Here is a 19,882-nt window from a genome sequence, read left to right as displayed (position 1 = left end):
GACGCAGTGCACATCTACGACAGGACCAGCGGCGTTCGCCCGTAGCGAAATCCCTGGTCGTGTTATCGAAAACACACTGCTTCATCCGCGGGAACAAAGTCCCCCGTCCCGAACGTCTGACAGAGTAGTCATACCCCTGCTGGGAAGTAGCGGTAGCGAGCTCGTGGTGAGTGACCACGGGCCCCACACCAGGTGAACGGTCGTCGGGACCGGGAGCCAGGACGGAGGAGTCATGCCAGGAACCCTGACAAGCACCCCACTGACCGCGGTCGATCGTTGCGACCGCTGCGGGGCGGCGGCCCGTGTGCGCGCCGTACTGCCCGCAGGTGGAGAGTTGCTCTTCTGCCAGCACCACGCGAACGAACACATGGATCGGCTGCGTGAGCTGGACGCCGTGATCGACACGGAGTCCGCTCCCGCGCTCTGACCTGCTCCTCGCGTCCTGACACAACAGCATCGAACAACAGAACACCGTTTCCACCGGCAGCGGGCGACCCACAGGTCGCCCGCTGTCGGTGTGTCCGGCGGCGCTCAGTCCGCGCCGAGGATGCCGTCCAGCAGCCTGGCCAGGCCGTATTCGAACGCGCCGTCCGGGTCGGCCGGCGCCTGGTACAGCTCACCCACCGCCGCCCCGACACGTGCGGCGAGCGGGAACCGGCCCGGCGGCATGACCTCGCTCAGCAGCGGACCGTGCACTTCCCACCACTGCGCGTCGCTCATTCGCGCGGTCTCGCGGGCTGCGGCCACCGCCATGCGCGCGTTTCCGGTGGCGAACTCCGACAGCACGGCGATCGCCCGGTCCATCGCCACGTCCGGCAGGCCGAGCCCGTCGATCGCGGCGAGCTGCCGCTCGTAGCGACGCATCCGTCCCGGCCCGAGCACGAGCCGCCACGGCGACACCTCGAGCAGCCAGGGGTGCGCGAGGAGTTCCGCGCGCACCTGGCGGGCCACCGCGGCGAGGCGCTCACGCGGCGGCAGATCGGCGGGAACCGGCGCGTCTTCCTCGGCCACCGCGTCGACCATGAGCACCGTCAGTGCGTCTTTGCTCGGTACGTACGTGTAGAGGCTCATCGGCCGCAGCCCCAGTTCGGCGGCGACCGTGCGGATGGAGACCTTGTCATAGCCCTGCCGGTCGGCGAGCGCGACCGCCGCGGCGACCACCGCGTCCACGCTGACCGCCTGCTTCGGACCGCGCCCCGCCGGACGCGACGGTAGTTCGTGCCGCCACAGCAAGCTCATCAGCCGCCTGGCCTCGTTGGATGTGACGTCTTCGCTCACTGGCTCCTCGGAACCGATCCGGTACGGTGTCCGTTGTCAGGTTACTCCGTACACCATACGTTGATTCAAGGGGTGCGCTCTGCCCAGCACACACGCCACTTATCTACCGGATCGGCACATGTTCGCGCTCTGGACCTGGCTCGGACACGCCACCGGTCCGGCCCCGACCGGTCCAGGTGACCGCGAGACCCTCGCGCTGGCCGTCCCGATCGGCGTGGACGGAGCCCTCGAGGTCATCGACGTCGATGCCGCCTTGGTGGATCCCGAGACGTTCGCGGACTCGAGCCTGGAGCACCCGGGTGAGTCGGTCCTGGTCTGGCAACAGGTGGTGCGTTCCGCGCTCGCCGACCCCGCCGGTGAGCCGCCCGACCCGGACGCCGATGCCCTGCCCATCGCCGCGCACGCCGTGCCGGACGCGTCCCGCACGGCAATCGTCTCCGCGCGACGAGCATTGGCCGTCCTGCGCGACACCGAGGCGGTCACGGCGGATCTGCGGGCCACCCTGAAAGCCCGGCTGCGCCCCTACCAGGCCCGCGGGGTCGGCTGGCTGCGCGAAACGGTCGCCGCGCACGGCGGCGCGGTGCTCGCCGACGAGATGGGGCTGGGCAAGACCGTGCAGACCATCGGCTTCCTGCTCGACCGGGCCGAGGCCGGTCCGCAGTTGGTGGTGTGCCCGACCTCGCTGGTCGGCAACTGGGCGCACGAGATCGGCCGGTTCGCGCCCGGGCTGCGCGTGGTCGTGTGGCGAGGCGGCGCCGTCGATCCCGACGCCACGACGATCTTGGTCGCCGGTTACCCGACGCTGCGGTTACATGGGCAGCTGCTGGCGCAGCGGAGGTGGGCGACGGCCGTCTTCGACGAGGCGCAGGCGCTGAAGAATCCCCGCACCCAGGTCGCGAAGGCGGCGCGCGCGATCGACGCGGCCGCCACGGTCGCACTGACCGGCACGCCGGTGGAGAACCATCTCGATGAGTTGTGGGCACTGCTGCACCTGGTGGCACCCCGATTGTTCGGGCACCGGACGCAGTTCCGGCGGCGCTTCGTGCGGCCCATCCACGAGGGTTCGGCCGCCGCCGCGGCACGGTTGCGCGACACCATCGAACCGGTGGTGCTGGCCCGCACGAAGCGTCAGGTCGCCGCCGCCCTGCCCGCGAAGATCCACAGCGACCTGCTCTGCGACCTCACCGCCGAACAGGAACAGCTGTACGACCAACTGCTCGACGAGGCCGTGGACGACGGATTCGGCGCGGGCATCGAGCGCCACGGCCGCGTGCTCGCGGCGCTGACCGCCCTGAAGCAGGTGTGCAACCATCCCGGCCTGATCACCGGCGAACTCGACGAGCTCGCCGGCCGGTCCGGGAAGCTCGACCTGTGCACCGACATCGTCGCCGCCAATCTCGAAACCGGCAGTCCGACGCTGATTTTCACGCAGTACCGGCAGACCGGTGACCTGCTGGTACGGCATCTCGCCGAGCAGTTCGGCGTGGATGCGCCGTTCTTCCACGGCGGCCTCTCACAGGCCGAGCGCGCCGAGATCGTCACCCGGTTCCAGGCCGAGGACGGGCCACCGGTGCTGGTGCTCAGCCTGCGCGCGGCGGGCACCGGGCTCACGCTGACCCGCGCCGCCGACGTCGTCCACTTCGATCGCTGGTGGAACCCGGCGGTGGAGGCGCAGGCCTCCGACCGGGTGCACCGGATCGGCCAGACCCGTACGGTCACCGTCACCACGCTCACCTCCACCACCACCGTGGAGGAGCACATCGCGGGCATGCACGACCGCAAGGCGGCGCTGCGCGACCTCGGCGACACTGCGGGTATCGCGGCGCTGGCCACACTGGACGACGCCCAGCTGATCGAGATACTGCGCCGCAAGAGGGAGAACTGATGGCGGACAACGAGTTCGGCTACACCGCATGGGGCATGGACTGGGTCCGGCTGGCCGAGCCGCTGCGCCAGACCCGGCCGGACCCACTGCTGCCCCGCGCGCGCAGCATCGCGCGCAACAACGGCGTGCGGGCCACCGTCGAAGGACAGGTCGTGCGGGCCACCATCCACCGGGGCGGTCAGGCGTCGGTGACGCAGGTGGAGGTGGCCCCCATGTCCCGGACCGCCGTTACCGCGATCGCCGGATTCGTGCCGGACCCGCCCGTACCGACCGACGATGTGCACCGCGCCATCAGCGCGGCCGGGATTTCCCTCGCACCCGTCCTCGCGGGTACCGACTGCTCGTGCACCGCGCGCAAGACACGATGCGTGCACCTTCTGGCCGTCTTCTACGAGATGGCGCGGCGAGTCGACGAGGATCCGCGACTGGGCTTGGCGATCCTTGGTTATTTCGCCGCCGCGCCGCAGGACTCGGACGAGTCCGCACCGGCGACGCGGTGGACGCCGATCAGTGCACTGGACTCTCGGCGATTCTTCACCACGACGCCGCGCTGAACTGCCGAACCATCTCGGAGTATCCCGGCCACCGATCGCACCCCCGCCGTCTGGCCCCGGAAGCGGGGAATTACTGCGCCGGAGGCGATCTCGATAGTTCGCTTCGTTGACGGGTGGCGTACGCGGATCCCGGCCGCATCATTGCCGCTGCTCTGCCACGGGCATGCCGCTCGCGCGGGTCGCGAGCCGATCGGTCCTGCGACGCCGAGCACGTACGTCGCGGCGTTCCAGCGGGCGGTCGTGGTCCCGCAGCGGCGGCATTTCGCCGGGTTGATCAGGCGTTGGTACCGCTGTCCACGGTGAGGAACGCACCGGTCACGCTGCGACCGGACGGCCCGGCCAGGAAGGCCACCGTCGCCGCCACATCGTCGGCGGCGCCGAAGCGCCCGAGCGCGGTCAGGTCGCGCTGCCTGCCCGCATGCGCTCCGTCGCCCGGATTCATGTCGGTGTCGGTGGAGCCGGGCTGGACGAGGTTCACCGTGATCGCGCGCGGGCCCAGTTCGCGCGCCAGCGCCTTGGTGAAGCCGTTGAGGGCGGACTTGCTGAGGTTGTAGAGCGTCACCCCGTCGAACGGCGCGTGATCGGTCAGGTTGGTCCCGATGCTGATGATCCGCCCGCCGTCGGTCATGTGCGGGACCGCGGCCTGCGCGCCGACGAACGCGGCGCGCGCGTGCACACCGAGCGCGTTGTCGATCTCCGCGACGGTGAACTCCTCGAACGGCTTCGCCGGGAAGATCCCCGCGTTGTTGACCAGGATGTCCAGCCCGCCGAGTTCGGACGCCGCGCGGTCCACCGCCGTGCGCACGGCGGTGGCGTCGGCGCTGTCGGCCTGGATGGCGACGGCTCGCCGCCCGAGCGCCTCGACTTCGCCGACCACCGTCTTCGCCTGCCCCTCGGCGTGCTGGTAGGTCAGCGCCACGTCCGCGCCCGCCGCGGCGAGGCGGCGCACGATCGCCGCCCCTATCCCGCGGCTACCCCCGGTGACCAGTGCGACCTTGCCCGTCAGATCCGGCATCGGTACTCCTCCTATTTTGTGTCGATCAATACATAAATAGCCAAGCGCATCCGCCACCACGGTGTCAAGGGGTATATTTAACGATCGACACAGAAAGGTTCGGCATGGCAGAACGGGGACGACCACGCGCCTTCGATCGCGCCGAGGCCTTGCGCCGCGCCATGGAGGTGTTCTGGGAACACGGCTACGAGGGCGCGTCGATGAACGACCTCACCGCCGCGATGGGGATCAACTCACCCAGCCTGTACGCCGCGTACGGCGGCAAGGAGGCGCTGTTCCGCGCGGCCGTCGACCTCTACGGGCACACCGACGGCGGCTACACCGCCCGTGCGCTGCGCGAGGAACCCACCGCGCGGGCGGCCATCGAGGCGATGCTGCGGGACAACGCGGTGGCCTACACCGAGGAGAACAAGCCGCACGGGTGCATGGTCGTGCTCGCGGGCTCCACCTACACCACGAGAAACACCGGCATCCGCGATTTCCTGATCGACAAGCGCCGCGCGACGACCGAAGACATCCGGCAACGACTCGAGCGCGGCGTCGCCGAGGGCGATCTGCCGCCCGGTACCGACAGCGCGGCGCTCGCCGCTTTCTACACGACGGTCCTCTACGGGTTGTCCATCCAGGCACGGGACGGCGCGGCGCTGCCGGAACTCACCGCGTCCATCGACTGCGCCATGGCCGCCTGGCCCGCCCCGGCCGACTGACGCGGGCTACTTCCGGCGCAGCGCCGCGATGCGCTCACCGAGTTGTTCGGCGGTGGCCAGCGCGGTCGGCGGCCCGCCGCACTCCCGGCGCAGCTCGCCGTGGATCACGCCGTGCGGCTTCCCGGTGCGATGGTGATGCATCGCCACCAGGCTGTTGAGTTCGCGCCGCAGCTCGCCGAGCCGATCGGCGGTGGCGACCCGCTCCGCGGCGCCCGCCACCTGTGGACCGGGATCGGGGACGGGCGCGGACAGGCTCCGATCCGCGACCTGTCTGGCCTGCCGCTCACGCAACAGCGCGCGCATCTGCTCGGCGTCGAGCAGGCCCGGAATCCCGAGGTAGTCGGCTTCCTCGTCGCTTCCGGCGAAGGTCGCGGTACCGAAGGAGGATCCGTCGTAAATCACCTGGTCGAGCTCGGCGTCGGCGGCCAGCGCGACGAAGGACTTCTCCTGCTCGCCCGGTTCGTCCTGCTGCTTGTTCGCCTCGATCAGCAAGTCGTCGTCCAGGCCGTTCTTCTCCCGGTGCGGCTTGCCGATGACGTGGTCGCGCTGCAACTCCAGTTGCGCGGCCAGATCCAGCAACACCGGCACCGAGGGCAGGAACACCGTCGCGGTCTCGCCGGACTTACGGGCACGCACGAAACGCCCGATCGCCTGCGCGAAATACAACGGGGTGGAGGCGCTGGTCGCGTACACCCCGACGGCGAGGCGCGGCACGTCGACGCCCTCGGACACCATGCGGACCGCGACCATCCAGGGCTGGGTGCTGTTGCTGAATTCGGCGATGCGGTTGGAGGAGGCCGGGTCGTCGGACAGCACCAGCGCCGGCTTCTCACCCGAGATGTGTTCCAGCAGTTCGGCGTAGTCGCGGGCACGGTCCTGGTCGGTGGCGATCACCAGACCGCCCGCGTCGGGCATGCCGGAGGCGCGCTTCTGGCGCAGCCGGATGTCGGCGGCGCGCAGCACGGCGGAGATCCAGTCGCCGGCCGGGTCGAGCGCGGTCCGCCAGGCACGGGCGGTCTGCTCGGCGTTCAGCGGCTCGCCGAGGCGGGCGGAATACTCCTCGCCCGCGCTGTCGCGCCAGTGCGCTTCGCCGGAGTAGGCCAGGAAGACCACCGGCCGCACCACGCCGTCGGCGAGCGCCTCGGCGTAGCCGTAGGTGTGGTCGGCGCGGGACTTCGGGAAACCGGACTCGTCGGGTTCGTAGACGACGAAAGGGATCTGGCTGTCGTCGCTGCGGAACGGGGTACCGGTCAGGGCGAGGCGGCGAGTCGCGTCGCCGAACGCCTCAGCGGTCGCGTCACCCCAGCTCTTGGCGTCTCCCGCGTGATGGATCTCGTCGAGAACGACCAGCGTCCTGCGATTCTCGGTGCGCACGCGGTGGCGCGAGGGATGCGCGGCGACCTGCGCGTACGTGACCACGACACCGTGATAGTCACCCGAGGTGCCACCGGTGGAGTTGGAGAACCGCGAGTCCAGCGCGATCCCGGAGCGAGCCGCCGACTGTGCCCACTGGTGCTTCAGATGTTCGGTGGGCGCCACCACGGTGATCTGGTCCACAGTGCGGTCGGCCAGCAGTTCGGCGGCCACGCGCAGCGCGAAGGTGGTCTTGCCCGCGCCCGGGGTGGCCACGGCGAGGAAGTCCCGTGGTTTGGTGGCCAGGTACTTCGTCAGCGCACGTCGCTGCCAGGCGCGGAGGGAACCGCCGCTGACGGCGGGGCCGATCACTTTCGAATCGCCCGGCGTCTCTGCCTCACCCGCCACAGCGGCGCCACCCGACCCAGTCACGCAGACGACCCTAGCGGCCCGGCACGGCGTGTCGCCAAACCGACGCGGCGGGCGCGACGGGCATCACACGGCCACCAGCCAGGACGCTGGGAGTTCACCCGATGCCCACCGACACGTCGCGCGCACACTCCGATGCGGATCGCCGAAGTGCGCGATGCTGTAAGCACGATGACCGAGCACCACGCCATTCCGGGGGATCCGCCGCGGACCGACACACCGTCGACCCGCGCCGCCGCTATGCGCCCTCCCACTTGGGCCGACCGCGCGAGCGCGTGCACAGCGGTGTTGAGCAGACGGGCCGCCGCGCTGATCCTGCGGGTGGCGGCGAAGGCGTGGACGGATTCGATCTTCGCCAAATCGGCCGCGGCCGCGTTCTGGCAGACGCTCTCGCTGGCGCCGCTGTTGCTCGGCCTGCTCGGCAGCCTCGGTTACGTCGGCGGATGGTTCGGCCCGGACACGGTGCAGATCGTCGAGTCCAAGATCATCGCGTTCAGCCGGGAGCTGTTCAGCGCCAACGTGGTGTCCGATCTCATCGAGCCCACGGTGCAGGACGTCCTCGGGCGCGGGCGCGGAGCGGTGGTGTCGGTGGGCTTCGTGCTGTCGCTGTGGGCCGGATCGTCGGCGATGGCGACCTTCGTCGACTCGATCGTGGAGGCCCACGACCAGCAGGACGCGCGGCACCCGGTGTGGCAGCGCATCTTCGCGCTGTTGCTGTACCTGCTGTTCCTGGCGGCGTCGGTGTTCATCCTGCCGCTGGTGGCGCTGGGGCCGACGCTGATCGGGCGGGTGCTGCCCACCGCGTGGCGGGCCACCGGACTGCAACTGCTGGACTTCTTCTATTACCCGGGCGTCGGCCTGCTGCTGATCGTCGGGCTCACCACCCTCTACAAGCTGGCACTGCACACCTCGTTGCCCTGGCACCGGCTCTTCGGCGGGGCGCTGGTGGCTGGCGTGTTCTTCATGGCGGCCAGCGAAGTGCTGCGCCGCTACCTGTCGTGGGTCAGCCGCACCGGCGTCACCTACGGCGCGCTGGCGACGCCGATCGCGTTCCTGCTGTTCACGTTCTTCCTGGGCTTCGCGGTGATCCTGGGCGCGGAGTTCAACGCGGCGGTGCAGGAGTTCTGGCCCGCCCGCGCGACGCGCATGGAGCAGGTCAAGGAGTGGATCGCCAATCAGGTGCGCGGCGAGAGCGGAACCGACGCGGACACGACGGATCCCGACGAGGCCGCGGCGGGTCCGGACGACGCGGGCTCCGACGACCTGCGCGCCGTGCTCGATCTGCGCGCGGCGCGGTCCTCGTCCGGCGAGTAGATCGTCGCCTCAGTCGCCCTTGCGTAGGCCGTCGTAGACCTTCTTGCACTCCGGGCACACCGGAGAGCCCGGCTTGGGCGAGCGGGTCACCGGGAAGACCTCTCCGCACAGCGCGACCACGTGGGTGCCCAGCACGGCGCTCTCGGCGATCTTGTCCTTCTTCACGTAGTGGAAGAACTTCGGGGTGTCGTCGCCCGTCGTCTCGTCGGTCGTCGTATCCGGGCGAACCATGGTGTCGGTGCTCACGCACTCCATGATGCCGCATCGCGCGACAACCCCGCTGACCACGGTCTCACCTCGGTATCGCAGCACCGGCCACCGCCGAGCAGACCCGACCCCACCTCGGTATCGCATCACCGGCCACCACCGACCAGACCCGACCCCACCTCCGTATGTGCGCGGAAGGACCACGAGTGGAAGACTCGGGGTATGCAGCAGAACGGCGATTCCCCATCCGCCGACGGCCGCGACCGCGAAGAGCACCCCGACGTGACGATGCCGACGCAGCCCCGCCGTTCCTCCGGATACTTCCCAGGCACCGACGACAAGCACCCCGCGTTGATCACCGAGGCGGCGCCCTCGCTGGACGATCAGCACCGGGCCCGGGTGCGCAGGTACACGATCATCATGGCGTTCCGCATCCCGTGCCTGGTCCTCGCCGCGATCGCCTACAGCGCGTTCGGCAACCCGCTGCTGTCCATCCTGATCATCGTCGCGTCGATTCCGCTGCCCTGGATCGCGGTGCTGATCGCCAACGATCGCCCGCCACGCCGCAAAGACGAGCCCAGCAGGTGGGACCGTCCGCGCACGGCCATCGAGTCGCGGCCGCACAACGCCATCGACGGCTGAGTCCGCTGGGAAGACCGGCTCACCGCGCCGCTGCCGGAGGCCTGCGGACGACGGCCGACATCACGGCGGCGGCGCCGCACAGAGCGCCCGCCAGGTACCAGGCGAGGTCGTAGCTGCCTTGCAGGTCACGGATCACGCCCGCGCCGGTGGCCGCCACCGCCGAGCCGATCTGGTGCGAGGCGAACACCCAGCCGAATGCGACGGGGCCGTCGGCGCCGAACAGTTCGCGGCACAGCACGACGGTCGGCGGCACCGTGGCCACCCAGTCCAGGCCGTAGAAGACGATGAACACCCACAGGCTCGGCTGCGTGTCCGGACCCAGCAGCGCGGGCAGGATCAGCAACGACAGACCGCGCAGCGTGTAGTAGCCGATCAGCAGGTAGCGCGGATCGATCCGGTCGGTCAGCCAGCCCGAGGCGATGGTGCCCGCCACGTCGAAGACGCCGACGACGGCCAGCAGGCTCGCCGCGGCGGTCGGCGGCATGCCGTGATCGTGCGCGGCACTGACGAAATGGGTGCCGACCAGCCCGTTGGTGGACGCGCCGCACACCGCGAAACCGCCTGCGAGCAGCCAGAACCCGGGACGCCGCGCGATCGTCCCGAGCACCGTGAGCGCGCGCGACGCGCCGCCCGCGGCGGGTACGCGCAGGCCCGCCGTGCTGTCCGGCTCGGCGCCGTAGGCTCGCACGCCGAGATCGCTCGGATAGTCCCGGATGAACAGCACCACCAACGGCGCCACGGCCAGCGCCGCGCCCGCGACGATCAGCGACGGCAGCCGCCAGCCGTGGGCGTGCGCCAGCGCCGACACCAACGGCAGGAAGACCAACTGTCCGGTCGCGCCCGCGGCGGTGAGCACGCCGGTGACCAGACCGCGCTGCCGCACGAACCACCGGCCGGTGATCGTGGCGACGAACGGCATGGACATCGACCCGACGCCGACACCGACCAGCAGGCCCCAGGTCAGCACGAGGTGCCACGGCCGGGACATGAAGACCGTCAACCCGCTGCCCGCGGCGACCAGCAGCAGCGCGCAGGCGACCACCCTGCGGATGCCGAAGCGATCCATCAGCGCGGCGGCGAACGGCGAGATCAGGCCGTATAGCAGCAGATTCAGCGAAACGGCCGTCCCGATGGTGCCGTGCGACCAGCCGAACTCCTCGTGCAACGGGTCCATCAGCACGCTGGGCACGGAACGGAACGCAGCCGCGCCCAGCAGGGCGATGAAGCCCACGCCTGCGACCGGCCAAGCCGGATGCAAGCGCCGGCGCGGCGCGGTAGCCAGGGAAACGGGAGTCGGCGTCTGCAGTTCGGTCACCCGATGAGCCTGCCCGAACCATGCTCACGCAACGAGTGGCTGAAATGCCACATAACATTGAATTCCTGCCAAATGTGGCGGCGCCGGTATTTTCTCGACAAGGCGGGCACGCGTCCCTAGGGTCGCATGAGGCCTCGCGCACCACGATCACCGGCCACGGTTTGTTGCGGGCGACAAGACAGGAGTGCACATGATTCGGTGGATCTGGGTCTTCCTGGACCGCCCGGCGCAGCGTTTCGACGACTGCGCGAAGTTCTGGTCCACGGTCACCGGCACCGAGCTCTCCCCTCGGCGCGGCGCGAACGACGAGTTCCTCACCCTGTTGCCGGACCCGGCGCTGTTCGCCGCGGCGAGCGTCAAGATGCAAGCGGTGACCGGCCTCGGCGGCGTCCACCTCGACCTGGACGTCGACGACATCCCCTCCGCCGTGCGCACCGCGCTCGGCCTCGGGGCCGAGCTGGTCGCCAACCATCCCGGCTACGCCGTCCTGCGATCCCCCGGCGGCCAGACGTTCTGCCTGACTCCCAGCGGCCGCGCCACCAGCACGCCCGCGCCCGCCGTCCGGGCTCCGGACGGCGCGCTGTCGCGCCTGGACCAGGTGTGCCTCGACATCGGCCCCGACGATCACGAGGTCGAGACCCGCTTCTGGACGCTGCTGACCGGCTGGACCCATCAACCGGGCAGACGGCCGGAGTTCGCCCGGTTGCGCTCCGAGGAACGGCAGCTGCCCGCGCAGCTGCTGTTGCAGCGCCTCGGCGAGAACCGCCCCACCAGCGCGCACGTCGATCTGGCGGCCACCGACATCGACGCCACCGCCGCGTGGCACGAGTCACTCGGTGCGACCGTGGTGGAACGTCACGAACACTGGATAGTCCTGAGCGATCCCGGCGACGCGTTGTACTGCGTCACCGGACGCGACCCCAGCGGGGTCTGACCGACTCCGGCGGCGGCCCGAGGTGGCAGCGCGGTGCCGCGGAACACAGCGGGCACCTGATCCGCGCCCGGTGGTCGCGGTGGCAGAGTACCGGTGTGCCTACGAACCGATCGACGACCACCGGATCGCTGCTCGCCGCGCTGTGCCCGGATCTGCGGACCGCGCTCACCCGGGTGGGCTACGACGCCGACACCCTGCTCGAGGTGCTCGGCGACGCGCACGCTGCGCTGGGCCGGTCGGAGCCGGTACCGGTGCGCCGCGCGGCCCGCGCGGCAGGCGAGCTGGGCACCCTCATCCGTCTGTTGCTGCTGGGCGACGCGCTGCCCGAGCGGGAGGTGGCCGCGGCGCTGGCGCCGGTCGAGATGGATCGCGCGGTCGCGGCGGGCCTGCTGGAGCGCGAGGGCGACGAGGTGCGTGCGGCGCTCGACCTGCGGCCGCTCGACACGGGCGCGGGCACTCGGTGGGTGCTTTCCGACCTCGACGACTCGATGCGCAGGCGCACACTGACCGAGGATCACGTCCTCGGCGTCGGCCACGCCTCCCTCTCGCTGCTGCGCGCCACACCCACCCGGCCGGTCGGCACGGTGCTCGACCTCGGCACCGGGTGCGGCGTGCAGGCGGTGCACGCCGCCTCCTACGCGCGGCGCGTGACCGCAACCGATGTCAATCCCCGCGCATTGTGGCTGGCCGAGGCCACCGCCGCGCTCAACGAGCTGGACATCGAACTGGTGGAAGGCTCCTGGTTCGACCCGGTGCGGGGCAGGCGGTTCGACCAGGTCGTGGCCAATCCCCCGTTCGTGGTGGGCCCGGGGCGTGTCGAGCACACCTATCGCGATTCCGGCCTCGCACTGGACGGCGCGAGCGAGTTGGTCATCTCGCAGGCCGCCGACTTGCTGGCGCCCGGCGGTACCGCCGCGATGCTCGCCGCGTGGGTCCATGTCGACGACGAGGACTGGCGCGGGCGCGTCTCCTCCTGGTTGCCCGCGCACGGGGTGGACGCCTGGGTGGTGCAACGTGACGTGGCCGACCCAGCCCTGTACGTGGGCACCTGGTTGCGCGACGCGGGCGCGGACCCGCGCGATCCCGCCACGCAGGCCCGCGCGGAGCGCTGGCTGGACGCCTTCGAGGCAGCCGACGTGGCGGGCATCGGCTTCGGGTTCGTCTACCTGCGCGCCATCGATGGGCCGACCGAATTGCTCGCCGAGGACCTCACCCACGGCTTCGATGATCCGCTCGGCGAGGAGGCCTTCCGGTATTTCGAGCGCTCGGCCTGGTTGCGGGCCGTCGCCGGCGACGAAAATCTCGCCTGGTCTTCACGTTTCGTCGTGAACGAGGCGACGGCGCTGGAGCGGGTGTATCTGCACGACGCCGAGGGATGGGCGCCGGAGGTCGCGCGACTGCATCGCGGCGACGGCCCGCGCTGGCAGCACGAAGTGGATGAGGCGACGATCTCACTGCTGGCGGGAATGCACGCCGACGGCCTGCCGTTGTACGACCTGATCGAACTGCTGGCGCTCGCCCATGGATCCGATGCGGTGGGCACCGAGTTCGCCGCCGACGCGTTGTCCGTGGTCACCGGCCTGGTACGGCACGGATTGATCAAGCCCGTGTGAGAAACGGCAGCCGCGCGCCGGCCGGTGCAGGTCCTGGCCGGGGATCGTCCCCGCGCTGCGGCGCTTCTCAGGAACTTCTCAGACGAGAAGGGCGAAAACCGCTGCTCAGAGCGGTTTATGCCAGCCGTAACGGGGAACTTTCTCCCTGTCGGGTCCGTTTATCGGAGTGAGACACCACCGACAGGAGGCAAGTCATGACAAGCCCCGCCACCACTCGTGTGCGCACCAGCGATTCGGACCTCGACGCTCAGAGCCCTGCCGCCGACTTGGTACGTGTGTACCTGAACGGAATCGGCCGCACCGCGCTGCTCACCGCTGCCGACGAGGTCGAGCTGGCCAAGCGCATCGAGGCGGGCCTCTACGCGCAGTACCTGCTGGAAACCGGCAAGCGACTGTCGGCGTCCCGCAAGCGTGATCTGGCGATGATCGTGCGCGACGGTCAGGCCGCCCGGTCGCACCTGCTCGAAGCCAACCTGCGCCTTGTTGTCTCGCTCGCCAAGCGGTACACCGGCCGCGGCATGCCGCTGCTCGACCTGATCCAAGAGGGCAACCTCGGGTTGATCCGCGCCATGGAGAAGTTCGACTACGCCAAGGGCTTCAAGTTCTCCACCTACGCCACCTGGTGGATCCGGCAGGCCATCACTCGCGGCATGGCCGACCAAAGCCGCACCATCCGCCTGCCCGTCCACCTCGTCGAGCAGGTGAACAAGCTGGCCAGGATCAAGCGCGAACTGCATCAGCAGCTGGGCCGCGAGGCCACCGACGAGGAACTGGCCAACGAATCCGGCATCCCGGTCGACAAGATCTCCGATCTGCTCGACCACAGCCGCGACCCGGTGAGCCTGGACATGCCGGTCGGCAACGACGAAGAGGCCCCGCTGGGCGATTTCATCGAGGACTCCGAGGCCACCTCGGCCGAGTCCGCGGTCATCGCCGGTCTGCTGCACCACGATGTGCGCAGCGTGCTCGCCACCCTGGACGAGCGCGAACAGCAGGTCATCCGGCTGCGGTTCGGCTTGGACGACGGCCAGCCGCGCACGCTGGACCAGATCGGCAAGCTCTTCGGTCTCTCCCGCGAGCGGGTGCGTCAGATCGAGCGTGAAGTCATGGCGAAGCTGCGCAAGGGTGAGCGGGCCGACCGGCTCCGCGCCTACGCCAGCTGATCGTCCGGCGCCGGCCGCCCCGAGACAGCGCCGGCGTTCGGCTCGGTGGCCCTTCCGCCGGGGTCACCTTCCCGCGCCGACCGGTATGCGCGCGTGCCCGTCCCCTCCGGGCGTCGCGCGGGCCGGTCGGCGGTGTCGTATCCCCTTCTCCGCGCCGCGTCAGCTCAGCTCTGGTCCACCGCGATGTCGTATTTCACGGTGTCGCCTTCCACCAAGGTCACCGTCAGCGTCACACCGAGCGTGTCCCCGGCCGCGGTGAGCGTGCAACGCATGGTGGTCCCTTCTTTGCCAGTGAGATCACCGGGGCAATCGATCGCGTCGGGTTCCTGCCCGACCTTCTCGGTGAGCGAGTCCTTGACCGACTTCTCCAAGTCGGCCTCCTTCACCTTCGGGGTGCCGATTGTGACGGAACACGCGGTGAGCGCCGCCGCGAGCAGCGACAAGACGGCAACACTGCGAATCTTCATGGCGAGCAGGCCTTTCTGACGGACGAACGTGACATCCCCAGATCGCGGCAGAAGCGATCGTCCGTTATCGGACATTTCGCGTGTGACGTGTGCGAGCCGATGTCTCAGCCGTGCCACGCGATAGGCGGGGCGTGCTGCGCAGCGAATTCGCCCGGCGGATCCGCCGAGGCTCAACCCAACCGGCGCGGACCGGTGTCGAAACGGCTGGGCTGCGGGCCGATCCGGGCGCGTGCGTACAGGATCTCCGCCGATGTCGGCGAGGCCAGCACCGGATCGAAGGACAGTTCCCGCATCTCCGGCAGGTCGTCGAACAGCGCCGAAATGCGCTGGGCCAGTTCGGCGAGGGCCGCTTTGTCCACGCGGGGACTCGCCGGCGTACCCGACAGCAACGGTGCGGCTCGCGGCGCGTCGATCAGGGCTGTCGCCTCGTCGGCGGTCAACGGCAGTGCCCGATAGGCGCGGTCGCCGAGCAACTCGATGATCAGACCGGACAGGCCGAATTCGATCACCGAGCCGAACGAAGGGTCGTCCTGGACACGCAGGATGCAGCCGACACCCTTGGTGGCCATCTTCTGGATGTGCAGTACCGGATCACCGCACAACTCCGCCAAGTCCGCGTATCCCTGTCGCACCGCTTCGGGACGCCACAGATCGAGCCGGACGCCGGTGAGATCCGGTCTACGCCGCCACAATTCGCCGGTCGCCTTGGCCGCTACCGGGTAGCCGAGTTCTTCCGCGGCGGCGACGGCCTCCTCGGCGTTGCGCACCTCGCGGAACTCGACGACCGAGATGCCATAGCAAGCAAGCAGTTCCACCGTTTCCAGATCGGTGAGCCGCCGACCGCCCGAACCGGCCATCCAATCGGCCACCAATCGACGCGCGCGGTCGGTGTCGATGCCCTCCGGCCGCACCACCGGCGAGACCGGCCTGGTTCGCCACGCGGCGTATCGCCGCACCCGGGCCAGCGCTCGAGCCGCGCGCTCCGGATCCGGATACGACGGGATCGAGCCGTGCGCCGCCGTGGCGCCGGGACCACGCACCGCGAGCAGGTTCGGAATCCCTTGCTCGGCGACGAACGTGGTGAGAATCGGCTTCTTCGCCTCGGGCACCGCGGCCGCCGCCGCTCGGATCGCGTCGGCGAAACCGGCGGTCGGCAGCGGCACCGGAGGTGCGAAAACGACGATCAAGGCGTCCGTCTCGTCCGAGCGCAACGCTGCGACCAGAGCGTCCAGATACGCGCCCGGCGTCGCCTGCGGACCGAGGTTGACCGGCTCGCCGACATCGAGGCCCTCCCCCTGCGCCGCGTCGACGGCCAGCCAGTTGAGCGCCGCGCTGTTGCCGACGACCGCCAGCCGCGAGCCGCGCGGCAACGGCTGATAGCCCAGCAGAGCGGCGCAGTCGAACAGTTCGGAGATCGAGTCGACCTGGACGATTCCGGCCTGGGCGAACAGATCCCGCACGATCGACCGGTCCATGTCCCCCGCGGGCTGAGCGACCGAGCGGCCGCTGCTCACCGCGACGATCGGCTTGGTCCGGGCCACCCGGCGCGCGATCCGGGAGAACTTGCGCGGATTACCGAAGCTTTCCAGGTACAGCAGCACCACATCGGTGTCCGAGTCGCTGTCCCAGTACTGCAGCAGGTCGTTGCCGGAGACGTCGGCACGGTTACCGGCCGACACGAACGTCGACAAACCGAGATTGCGGGCGGCCGCCTCCCCGAGGATGGCCGCGCCCAAGGGCCCGGACTGGCAGAAGAAGCCGATACGTCCGCGACCGGGCAACACCGGGGCGAGGGTCGCGTTCATGGCGACCGCCGGATCGGTATTCGCGATGCCGAGCGCGCTAGGCCCGACTACGCGCATGCCGTGCCCACGAGCGGCCGCCACCAGTTCGCGTTCGGCCGCCGACCCCCCGGCGCCGGTCTCACCGAAACCAGCGGTCAGCACGACGAGGCCTTTGACCCCCTTGGCCATGCAGTCGTCGAGTACCGACCCGATCGCCGCGGGCGGCACCGCGACCACGGCGAGATCGACCTCGTCGGGAATCTCCCTGACCGTCGCGTACGCCCGTACCCCGCGCACCGACTTGCGGTTCGGGTTCACCGGGAACACCGGCCCCTGGAACAGACCCGACAGCAGATTCGCCAGCACCGCCCCGCCCACCCGCCCGGTCGCGGGGGTAGCGCCGATCACCGCCACCGATCGCGGCGTGAGCAGATTGCCCACGCTGCGCGCTTCGGATGCGCGTTCGCGCGAATCACGCACCGACAGCAATGCTTCGGTGGGGTCGATGGCGAACTCGAGATGCAGGACCGACCCGTCCCGGCTGCGCTCGACCTGGTAGCCCGCGTCGCGAAAGACCGTCACCATGACGGTGTTCTCCGCGAGCACCTCGGCGACGAAGGTCTCGATCTTGTTCTCGGCGGCGGCGCCGGCCAGATGCTCCAGCAGGATCGAGCCGAGCCCGCGCCCTTGATGGCCGTCGGCGACCACGAACGCGACCTCCGCCGCCCGCGGCCCGTCCCGCTCCAGCAACTCGTAGCGGCCCACCGCGACGATCGCCTCGCCGAGTTCCAGCACCAGGCCGACCCGGTCGTGATAGTCGACATGCGTGGTGCGATACAAATCCTTCGGCGAGATCCTGGGGTACGGGCCGAAATATCGCAGATACCTGGTGCGGTCCGACAGCGCGCCGTGGAACTCCTGCAGCCGCTCGGCGTCGGCGGGAGTGATCGGGCGCAGTCGTACGACGCCACCGTCGGAGGCGAGCACGTCGGCGAACCAGTGCTGCGGCGGCGGGGGCGGGGTGGCGGGAGTGTCCGCGGTGTCGGGAAAGTCAGTCACGAGGATCCTCCGGGTCCAGACCCAGCAACCCGAAAGTCGCTCGGCGGGTGGCCAGCACGGCCATGTCGACGGCACGTTGGGCGCGATCGACCCGTACGTCACCGGTCTCACCGGTGCCGCCGGGGCCGTCCCATGGACGGTAGGCGATGTCACCGCCGTCGCCCATGGTGCGCGGCGGGTCCGCCCGCGGCACCGCCGCGCCGATCAGGTCGATCCAGTCCTGCGGGATCGCTGTCGCGGGATCGATGGTGCGATCCAACGCAGTGGCCAGCAAGTGGGTCCAGGCCCGGGGCACCACCCGGACCAACCCGTATCCGCCACCACCAACGGCCAGCCAGCGTCCTTCGGCATAGCGGTCGGCGAGTTCGCGCATGGCGCGGAAGGCCGCGCGCTGTCCGTCGACGGTGAGTTCCAGGTCGGCCAGCGGATCTTCCCGATGGCTGTCCACCCCGCACTGGCTGACCACGATTTGCGGACGGAATGCCTCCACCGCGCCCGGCACCACGGCATGAAACCCTCGCAGCCACTGAGCGTCCCGGGTGCCCGGCAGCAACGGCAGGTTGATCGACGTGCCCTCCGCCGCGCCAACGCCGATCTCCTCCGGCCAACCGGTGTTGGGCCACAGGGTGGCCGGATGCTGGTGCAGCGAGATGGTCAGTACCCGGGGGTCGGCGTAGAAGGCCCGTTGCACGCCGTCGCCGTGGTGCACATCCACGTCGATGTAGGCGATCCGGTCGAAACCGTGGTCCAGCAGCCAGGAAATGGCCACCGCCGCGTCGTTGTACACGCAGAACCCCGCCGCCGAATCGGCCATCGCGTGGTGCATGCCGCCGCCGATGCTCACCGCCCGGTTGGTGCGGCCCTCCGCGATCTCCCTGGCCGCGGCCAGCGTGCCGCCGACGATCGTGGACGCCGCCTGGTGCATTCGCGGAAATACCGGATTGTCCGGGGAACCGAGACCGAAGGGTGGAGCGGCAGGCGAACCCACCGGCGGCACGGCGCGTTCGACCGCGTCCAGGTAGTCGGGCGTGTGGACGCGCAGCAGATCGGGGCGTTCCGCGGCGGCGGGCTCGAGCACTTCGACGCCATCGAGCAAGCCGAGACTCTCCGCCAGCGCCATGGTGAACTTCAGGCGCGCGGGCTGCATCGGGTGCTCCGGAGTCCAGCGGTAATCCAGGAACCGCTCGGTCCAGACGACGGTTGCGGGGCGGCTCGTTCCGGGCGAAATCGGCGCCCGAGGTTCGCCGCGCGGTGCAGTGGCCATGATCGCAACGCTAGCGGGAAGCAAGGAACCCCGCGAAACGTTCCTATGCAGTACAAATACAAGAAAGTATGCTCACGGCCGCCTGCCGTGCGCCGATCACGTTCCCGCAATGCCGCCGGAGATGTCGTGCGCAGCGTGGAGCGACACGATCCGGCACACGGGGGTGCCGTCGTGCGTGGGTAGAATTCGTGCCGACGAAGGGGTAACAGGTGAAGGATCTGGTCGACACCACGGAGATGTATCTCCGTACCATCTACGACCTCGAGGAGGAGGGCGTGGTGCCCCTGCGCGCCCGGATCGCCGAGCGCCTCGAACAGAGTGGTCCCACCGTGAGCCAGACCGTCGCGCGCATGGAACGTGACGGTTTGCTGCTGGTCGCAGGCGACCGTCATCTGGAACTGACCGAGAAGGGGCGCAGCATGGCCGTCGCGGTCATGCGCAAGCACCGGCTGGCCGAACGGCTGCTGGTCGACATCATCGGCCTGGACTGGCAGAACGTGCACGCGGAGGCCTGTCGCTGGGAGCACGTGATGAGCGAGGACGTCGAGCGCCGTTTGGTCGAGGTGCTCAACCACCCCACCACCTCCCCGTACGGCAACCCCATTCCCGGCCTGGACGAACTGGGCATCATTCCGCCCGCCGCCGCCGACGAGACGCTGCTTCGCCTGTCGGATCTGCCGAACGGCCAGCAGCACGCCGTCGTCGTGCGCAGGCTCGCCGAGCACATCCAGACCGACCCCGAAGTCATCGGCCGGCTGCGGGAGGCGGGCGTGGTGCCCGACGCCCGCGTCACGGTGGAGACGAGGCAGGGTTCGGTGATCATCACCGTGCCCGGCCACGACGGCTTCGAACTGCCCGACGAGATGGCGCACGCCGTCCAGGTGAAGCTGGCCTGACAC

The 19,882-nt window shown here is 69.9% G+C and carries 18 protein-coding genes; 10 read left to right on the top strand and 8 right to left on the bottom strand.

The features are described 5' to 3' along the window. Window positions 1-232: 232 nt before the first annotated feature. Complete coding sequence (locus tag ABZW96_RS01865; RefSeq protein ID WP_036538000.1) at window positions 233-427, top strand: hypothetical protein; 195 nt, start codon at window positions 233-235, stop codon at window positions 425-427. Window positions 428-531: 104 nt separating this feature from the next. Here the strand turns inward: ABZW96_RS01865 and ABZW96_RS01860 are convergent, their stop codons facing one another. Continuing rightward, window positions 532-1,239, bottom strand: coding sequence for a TetR/AcrR family transcriptional regulator C-terminal domain-containing protein (locus ABZW96_RS01860; RefSeq protein ID WP_355071028.1), 708 nt, complete (start codon window positions 1,237-1,239; stop codon window positions 532-534). A 157-nt stretch (window positions 1,240-1,396) separates the two neighbouring features. Between ABZW96_RS01860 and ABZW96_RS01855 the strand changes: the two genes are divergently transcribed. Continuing rightward, on the top strand, window positions 1,397-3,163 hold the full coding sequence (locus ABZW96_RS01855) for a DEAD/DEAH box helicase (protein ID WP_355070353.1): 1,767 nt from the start codon (window positions 1,397-1,399) through the stop codon (window positions 3,161-3,163). Then, window positions 3,163-3,717 (top strand): hypothetical protein, encoded by a 555-nt coding sequence (locus ABZW96_RS01850; protein WP_355070351.1) that lies wholly within the window; start codon window positions 3,163-3,165, stop codon window positions 3,715-3,717. Before ABZW96_RS01855 ends, ABZW96_RS01850 begins: the two co-directional genes overlap by 1 nt. Window positions 3,718-3,991: 274 nt before the next feature. Here ABZW96_RS01850 and ABZW96_RS01845 read toward each other — a convergent pair whose 3' ends face one another. After that, window positions 3,992-4,732 carry an SDR family oxidoreductase gene (locus tag ABZW96_RS01845; RefSeq protein ID WP_355070350.1) on the bottom strand — a complete coding sequence of 247 codons (741 nt, stop codon included), beginning with the start codon at window positions 4,730-4,732 and terminating at the stop codon, window positions 3,992-3,994. A 104-nt stretch (window positions 4,733-4,836) separates the two neighbouring features. On the opposite strand from ABZW96_RS01845, the gene ABZW96_RS01840 reads away from it, so the two are divergent. Next, on the top strand, window positions 4,837-5,439 hold the full coding sequence (locus ABZW96_RS01840; protein ID WP_355070348.1) for a TetR/AcrR family transcriptional regulator: 603 nt from the start codon (window positions 4,837-4,839) through the stop codon (window positions 5,437-5,439). Between the two features lie 6 nt (window positions 5,440-5,445). Here the strand turns inward: ABZW96_RS01840 and ABZW96_RS01835 are convergent, their stop codons facing one another. Then, a complete protein-coding gene (locus tag ABZW96_RS01835) occupies window positions 5,446-7,164 on the bottom strand; it encodes a DEAD/DEAH box helicase (protein ID WP_355071026.1) in 1,719 nt (572 codons plus the stop codon). Between the two features lie 297 nt (window positions 7,165-7,461). Here ABZW96_RS01835 and ABZW96_RS01830 point away from each other — a divergent pair, with 297 nt between their 5' ends. Further along, window positions 7,462-8,535: a YihY/virulence factor BrkB family protein gene (locus ABZW96_RS01830; RefSeq protein ID WP_355071025.1), complete on the top strand. Its 1,074-nt coding sequence runs from the start codon at window positions 7,462-7,464 to the stop codon at window positions 8,533-8,535. Between the two features lie 9 nt (window positions 8,536-8,544). On the opposite strand, the gene ABZW96_RS01825 is transcribed toward ABZW96_RS01830, so the two are convergent. Beyond that, entirely contained in the window at window positions 8,545-8,781 is a 237-nt protein-coding gene (locus tag ABZW96_RS01825) for a DUF3039 domain-containing protein (RefSeq protein WP_039799212.1), read from the bottom strand. A gap of 249 nt (window positions 8,782-9,030) precedes the next feature. Here ABZW96_RS01825 and ABZW96_RS01820 point away from each other — a divergent pair, with 249 nt between their 5' ends. Continuing rightward, window positions 9,031-9,384: a DUF3099 domain-containing protein gene (locus tag ABZW96_RS01820; RefSeq protein WP_355071024.1), complete on the top strand. Its 354-nt coding sequence runs from the start codon at window positions 9,031-9,033 to the stop codon at window positions 9,382-9,384. 19 nt (window positions 9,385-9,403) lie between these two features. On the opposite strand, the gene ABZW96_RS01815 is transcribed toward ABZW96_RS01820, so the two are convergent. Continuing rightward, complete coding sequence (locus ABZW96_RS01815; protein WP_355070346.1) at window positions 9,404-10,699, bottom strand: MFS transporter; 1,296 nt, start codon at window positions 10,697-10,699, stop codon at window positions 9,404-9,406. A 190-nt stretch (window positions 10,700-10,889) separates the two neighbouring features. Here ABZW96_RS01815 and ABZW96_RS01810 point away from each other — a divergent pair, with 190 nt between their 5' ends. The 3 genes from ABZW96_RS01810 (at window position 10,890) to ABZW96_RS01800 (ending at window position 14,409) form a co-directional block, all read left to right on the top strand. Then, window positions 10,890-11,633, top strand: a complete 744-nt coding sequence (locus ABZW96_RS01810; RefSeq protein ID WP_355070344.1) for a VOC family protein — start codon at window positions 10,890-10,892, stop codon at window positions 11,631-11,633. Between the two features lie 95 nt (window positions 11,634-11,728). Next, entirely contained in the window at window positions 11,729-13,246 is a 1,518-nt protein-coding gene (locus ABZW96_RS01805) for a methyltransferase (protein WP_355070342.1), read from the top strand. Window positions 13,247-13,440: 194 nt separating this feature from the next. Beyond that, window positions 13,441-14,409: a sigma-70 family RNA polymerase sigma factor gene (locus ABZW96_RS01800; RefSeq protein ID WP_355070340.1), complete on the top strand. Its 969-nt coding sequence runs from the start codon at window positions 13,441-13,443 to the stop codon at window positions 14,407-14,409. Between the two features lie 164 nt (window positions 14,410-14,573). Here ABZW96_RS01800 and ABZW96_RS01795 read toward each other — a convergent pair whose 3' ends face one another. The 3 genes from ABZW96_RS01795 to ABZW96_RS01785 all read right to left on the bottom strand — a co-directional run bounded on the left by ABZW96_RS01795 (window position 14,574) and on the right by ABZW96_RS01785 (window position 18,983). Beyond that, on the bottom strand, window positions 14,574-14,876 hold the full coding sequence (locus tag ABZW96_RS01795) for a DUF4333 domain-containing protein (RefSeq protein ID WP_355070338.1): 303 nt from the start codon (window positions 14,874-14,876) through the stop codon (window positions 14,574-14,576). A gap of 170 nt (window positions 14,877-15,046) precedes the next feature. Next, on the bottom strand, window positions 15,047-17,719 hold the full coding sequence (locus ABZW96_RS01790) for a GNAT family N-acetyltransferase (protein WP_355070337.1): 2,673 nt from the start codon (window positions 17,717-17,719) through the stop codon (window positions 15,047-15,049). Next, window positions 17,712-18,983 carry an acetoin utilization protein AcuC gene (locus tag ABZW96_RS01785; RefSeq protein WP_355070336.1) on the bottom strand — a complete coding sequence of 424 codons (1,272 nt, stop codon included), beginning with the start codon at window positions 18,981-18,983 and terminating at the stop codon, window positions 17,712-17,714. The genes ABZW96_RS01790 and ABZW96_RS01785 overlap by 8 nt, the downstream gene beginning before the upstream one ends. Before the next feature lie 209 nt (window positions 18,984-19,192). Here ABZW96_RS01785 and ABZW96_RS01780 point away from each other — a divergent pair, with 209 nt between their 5' ends. Continuing rightward, window positions 19,193-19,879 carry an iron dependent repressor, metal binding and dimerization domain protein gene (locus tag ABZW96_RS01780; RefSeq protein WP_355070334.1) on the top strand — a complete coding sequence of 229 codons (687 nt, stop codon included), beginning with the start codon at window positions 19,193-19,195 and terminating at the stop codon, window positions 19,877-19,879. Window positions 19,880-19,882 lie beyond the last annotated feature (3 nt).

It is taken from the genome of Nocardia sp. NPDC004168, assembly GCF_040610355.1.
Classification (GTDB): Bacteria; Actinomycetota; Actinomycetes; order Mycobacteriales; family Mycobacteriaceae; genus Nocardia; species Nocardia sichangensis.
The sequence above is the reverse complement of the archived record's forward strand: the minus strand, read 5'-3'. Positions and strand labels throughout refer to the sequence as shown.